This window comes from Nostoc sp. CCY 9925 (assembly GCF_963920935.1).
In the GTDB taxonomy this organism is placed as follows: Bacteria; Cyanobacteriota; Cyanobacteriia; order Cyanobacteriales; family Nostocaceae; genus Nostoc.
The window spans coordinates 1-5,323 of record NZ_CAWUDO010000212.1 but is presented as its reverse complement, the minus strand read 5'-3'; the positions used below and the strand labels follow the sequence as shown (position 1 = coordinate 5,323).

Annotated in this window: 4 protein-coding genes; all 4 read right to left on the bottom strand. The window is 41.1% G+C overall.

What is annotated here, in order from left to right; translation table 11 throughout:
- Window positions 1-75 precede the first annotated feature (75 nt).
- A complete protein-coding gene (locus ACM0OY_RS39360; protein ID WP_334838981.1) occupies window positions 76-996 on the bottom strand; it encodes a hypothetical protein in 921 nt (306 codons plus the stop codon).
- 247 nt (window positions 997-1,243) lie between these two features.
- Window positions 1,244-2,575, bottom strand: a complete 1,332-nt coding sequence (gene dnaX, locus ACM0OY_RS39355; protein ID WP_414574130.1) for a DNA polymerase III subunit gamma/tau — start codon at window positions 2,573-2,575, stop codon at window positions 1,244-1,246.
- Window positions 2,576-2,641: 66 nt separating this feature from the next.
- Window positions 2,642-4,018, bottom strand: a complete 1,377-nt coding sequence (gene dnaN, locus ACM0OY_RS39350; RefSeq protein WP_414574129.1) for a DNA polymerase III subunit beta — start codon at window positions 4,016-4,018, stop codon at window positions 2,642-2,644.
- Between the two features lie 80 nt (window positions 4,019-4,098).
- Window positions 4,099-5,082 carry a DUF5895 domain-containing protein gene (locus ACM0OY_RS39345; RefSeq protein WP_414574128.1) on the bottom strand — a complete coding sequence of 328 codons (984 nt, stop codon included), beginning with the start codon at window positions 5,080-5,082 and terminating at the stop codon, window positions 4,099-4,101.
- Between the last annotated feature and the right edge of the window lie 241 nt (window positions 5,083-5,323).

Sequence of the window (5,323 nt, the reverse complement as noted above, 5' to 3'; positions counted from 1 at the left end):
CTGATTAACTCAGCCCTGCTGGGTCATTTTGCATAGCTTAGTCTAAACTCCAGTTATAATTCATAATATCCAAAATTAATTACTCTTTTTTGGCATGAATCCTTGTGGTTTAGTTGGTGGTTTTTTGGGCGATAAAAATACCTCAAAAATCATGTCTAGATTATTAGGAAGTGCGAATATTGAAAGCGGCTGCGTATGTGGTTCTTTTTCTTCTAATAGTGCGGTCATAATTCTGTACCAGGGTACTGCTGCTAATATTGATGTTGTTGCTGTAAGCAGCCATACTGGAAATTCGCGTACTTTTAATTGGTTGTAAGTGTTTTTAAGCTTTGAATTGTATTCCAGCCATGCAAATGCTACTAATTCTTTGAGAAGGTCTTGCCTACCATTGCTGTATATATATTTGCACGCTTCATCTACACATCGTTCATGAGTTTGTTTGTAAGCAATTGTTATTTCTAGCATTTGGATTTTTTCTGCTTCTGGTACTTTCCATTCGTTAATTGAGTCATTGCTGTATAAATTTTTGGCACAGCTAGAGGCAACCGCTAAAATACAGTCAAGGTTTTTTCTAAGTCTGTCAATCTCTAGCAGGCAGTCGTTAAAATGCGCTATTCCATTACTGCATTGAACTGAACTTCCCTTGATCTGTTCTGATAGCTGTCTGGTGGCGAATAGTCCATCGATAGTAAGTGTGCCATTAATGGCTATATCTAAAATTTCGAGAAAACGTTTTTTAAATAATGCGAGGGTTTGTTTACGATCTAAGGTTTTAGGATGGGAATAGATAACTCCGCTAATTTCTGATTTATCGGGACATTCATTTCCTACGCCTGGAAAATGCCTCCAGTAAGGTGGCATTTTTTCACCTTTGGCAAGGCATAATTCGCCAAAACATTTGGAGCATCGCGGTAATTCGTCAATATACGTATCAAAATCTGCGATCGCTGCTGGTAATTCAAGTCCTGTACGAAGGCTAATTGCTGCAACTGGCATAATTTTAATCAGATACTTCCAGAATGCCAGTTGTTAAATTTTGTTGTGGTATTACTTGATATCTTAATTTTTTGCTTCTCAGTCAGGGCAGTCTTTATTAAAATTGAGGCTTACTGCACAAGGTAGATATTGCTGTAGATGCAAGTGTATTATATTTAATGTAATTTTTGAATAAGCCTGAAAAAATCTTTCCCCAAAGTTTTTATTGGGGAAAGTAAGTGCTTTTACAAAGTGACGAACATTTGAATTAGGCAGTTTGTAATTGAGACTTTATCTGAAGCTCTTGTACCAGTTGTACCCATGCAGGTGCTTTTTTACCTTTAATGGGAGTAAGATTGTTCCAGTGCCTTTCGAGTTCAGATTGGGATAAATGTGGGAGTTGTTCCTTACCCCAATTGATAGCATCTTGGATTGTTTTCCAATTAGTCCAAGGTTGTTTTTCTTCTTTGATATTGCTTAACTCAATGAGTGTCGCTTCCAACCAAAGTTTAGCTGCCTCCGAGTCACGCATTAACTGTTGTCTTGACATTAATAGAGCAATGCTTGCCTGAATCTGGGTTAGTTCCCACATCTGAGAAATAGTAACGAGTTCCTGCCAAGTTTTTTCCTCCAGTTGAGTAATTTGTCTATTATCAGGGGCAGTTTTAGCCACTAGCAAGTCTTTGAGAAACCCAGTTAAACTTGAGTATATGACGAATGGGTTTTTCCCATACTCTATTAAGTCTTGGAGGATTTGTAAGTTAGCTGTTACCTCCCCTTTAGCAAGGTTTTCTGTTAGGGTAAGTAGGTCGTGTTCGGGAACGACACCTGATAATTCCCAAACCCAGTTTGGTGTGATTTCATCTACTCCCAGGTTGCTCAATTGATCGAGCAATACAAGACAGTTGCGGATAAAACCTCCACAAGATTTGACGATCGCCCAAATACCAGGTGCGTTAATGTTGATGTTTTCGTTCTGGGCAACTTTTGATAAATACTGAACAAGTGTTTCTAGTCCTACTCTCCTAAAATCAAACTTTTGACAGCGCGAGATGATAGTTTCAGGAACCTTGTGTATTTCAGTTGTGCAGAAGATGAAAACTACATGACGGGGTGGATTTTCAATAGTCTTGAGGAGTGCTTGCCACGATTGACTGCTTAGGGCATGACATTCATCAATAATGAAAATTTTGTACCTTCCCTCAACTGGTGCAAACTGGGTAGTGGAAATTAACTCGCGGATTGTTTCTACCCCGCTATTGCTGGCAGCATCTAACTCAGTTACATCCAGGGAAGAAGAGGCTGTAATTCCCTTGCATAAGTTGCATTCTCCGCAGGGCTTGGTTGTTGGCTCCTGGGTTGACTGACAGTTGAGGGATTTAGCGATGATGCGGGCGGTGCTGGTCTTGCCTGTGCCTTTGGGGCCGCTAAATAGGTAGGCGGGTGCAATCTTCTGGAGTGCGATCGCCGTCCCTTGCGCCATCGCGGAGTGACTCCCTCCTGGGAGTATCGCATTTATGAGAGTGCGGACGATATGTTCCTGCCCGATTACTTCATTAAGGGTCTGGGGACGGTACTTGAGATGTAGTGGTTGGTACATAATTTTGATGATAAACGGGTGTTTTATTTACTCCCTACCAGTGTGGTTGGTAGGAAGTTTGATTTTTTAGGCAGTCGCCGCTTCTTTTTTCGTTCGGGGCGATCGTGAGGTTGACTTACCTTTGGTAGTATCTTTAGCTACCACAGATGGCGTTTCTATTTGAGGAGTTTCACTATCGTCTGTTGCCTGTGGCACATTTGTTACTTCTTCAGTGCCAGACTCAGTTTGAGTGCTAACCTCTGTTACTTCTTCAGTACCAAGCTCACTTTGAGTGCTAACTTTTGCCTTTGTACTTTGGCTATTTACCTTTTCAAACCCCTGCTTGATTTCTACAGGCATTACCAGATACAACTGATTGAGCAGTCCTCCCATCGGGCAGACAATGACTGGTTGCGTGGGTTTGTTGCACCGCACCGCGATTTCATCGGTACTGATATGCTTTAATCCTTCGATAAGGTAGTCGATGTTTAATCCAATACTGATGTTTTCTGAATTACTAGTTACTGATTTCATCAGTACCGAGTCAACTGCATCCCCAATATCAGTAGCTTCGGTGTATAATGTTGCCTGTGTAGCTTCCAATTCCCAGAGGATTTTGACAACCTTTTGCTTACGTTCGGCTAGATAACTTACCCGCTTCAGCGCGCTCTCAAATCCCTTGCGCTCTAATGTAAATTCATACTCAAACGACCGGGGAATCAAGCTATTGATTTTGGGATATTCTCCCTCCAGAAGCCGGGAAATGAGCTTTGTATTAGGAAGGCTAAACTCGATAGTTCTATCTGATAGAAGAATATTGCAGACGCTCGTATCGGCGCTTTGAGAGAGAATTTTGTTTAACTCGCCAAGTGACTTACCTGGAACAGTAAAGTTGATTGGGTCAGAATATTCGGTATCGAGTGTTCCTGTTACTAGCGCTAATTTGTGACTATTTGTACTAGCGGCTTGCCACTTGTTGGTATCAATTTTGAAGTTGACACCAGTTAAAACCAATTTTGTTTCGTCGCTGCTGGCGCAATAGAGCGTCCCTTCAAGTGCAGCTTGGAGTTTCTTGGCACTTAAGTTTATCTCTGTTGGATTTTCTCCCTTGGGAAGTGTTGGGAACTCGTCAGATTTTCCGCCAATTAGTCGGCACTTACCGCTATTGTGAGTAATTATGCAGGCTTGATTTTCTACTTCTAGGGTAATTTCGCCCCTGACATTACTAACAGTATCGGTTAGTAGTTTGGCAGGAAGTGCTACCTGACCTGAAGTTTCGACGTTAGCGGTGGTTGTAGTATGAATTGTAAGGTTAAGGTTTGTACCTGTTGCTGATACTATCCCGTCTTTATCTGCAATCAGTAAGATGTTTCCTAAAATTGGGTCAGTGGGTTTAGGACTGATTGCGAGGTAAGCAGTTTCTAGAATTTCTGCGAGTTTAGATTGTTCAATGGTTAGTTTCATTTGTTACTTGGTTTTTAGTGGATAATTTCTTAACGGGCGCTATTTCTAGCACCCTTTTCGCTTAGATGAGGTAGTTTGTTTTAGTAAGGCAGTTTTTCCATCTCAGTACTGTATGCTGTATAATCATGACCCCCTGTACTAGGAGGAAGTGCTGCTATTGGCATATCGGCTGCACCTATCAAGCGGTTATGTTCTGCTACAACGGTTGATGTTTTACCGATGCGGTGAGAGAATTCGGGATTTGCCTGTATCGTTGTTTGGATATCGATTTCTTTGCCTTCTGAGAAGAATTCGAGAAAATCGCTGCCATCGGGGTTTGGTGATTTGTAGGAAGTGACAACTGCTACCCAAGATTTATCTCTTTGGTTAACTGCTTCTTTCGGTTCAAGGGATGGTGTGAAGGTGGGTTGAAATGCAGCAAGGCGATGAAACTCTGCACGTTTTTCAGCGACAGTTGTATCAGTAAATCGGGCAAATGCAACCTCTAGTTCGCGTTGGAATTGCTTGTAAGCCTCGCCAAATTTTGATGATGCAACGCCTTTGATTGACAAGACAATTGGTACTGAGTGCAGATTGTTATTATTTTCATCGACAAGTTGTAACAAGTAGAATCGTCTCAATACTGCGGCATCTTTGCCAAGTGCTTGGTACATTTCGTACCCATCAGGTGATTCGTACACTCCCACAATTTTGCCATCATCGCGCTGTTCAATATATCTGGGAGAAACATCAAGAATGTGCATTCTGGGCGATTGCAACAACACTCCCATTTCTGGCGTACCACTGGAGAAGGTGTGCTTGTGTGTTGGTTCTTGTCCTTGCCAGTTAATTGCTGCTAAATACTTATCTTTTATAAACAACCCAACTTTTTCTGCTTCCATGTGGTTGATGACTTGGCAGATGCAGATATTGCTAATCGGCGCATTGTACTCAGGATTTGCAAATTTAGAAATAGCTGATTTACGCTTTTGTATGTTTGCCCCATTCTGAACGGTTTGTTGAGGGGGTTCTGACTCTGAAACTGTGCTTTCTTCAGTAGTAGGCTTTGTTTGATTTCTTGCCATAATTTTAATTAATTGAAATCAATCTTTAATGCGTCAAGCAAAAAGCCGTTGTAAAAAATAAAAGTCGTCTGTTATAAATGACGACTTGAAAGATTTATTAATTTTTCGCTATTTAGATATAGGGTTCATCATTTAAGCTTTAGAATCTTTAATCGAGAAAACCTCGTAATCCCTTGTGGAGGTAAACGGGAGCATCTCATTTTTTGAAGTAGCTCAAACCGATAATAATCCATTGAGGTAG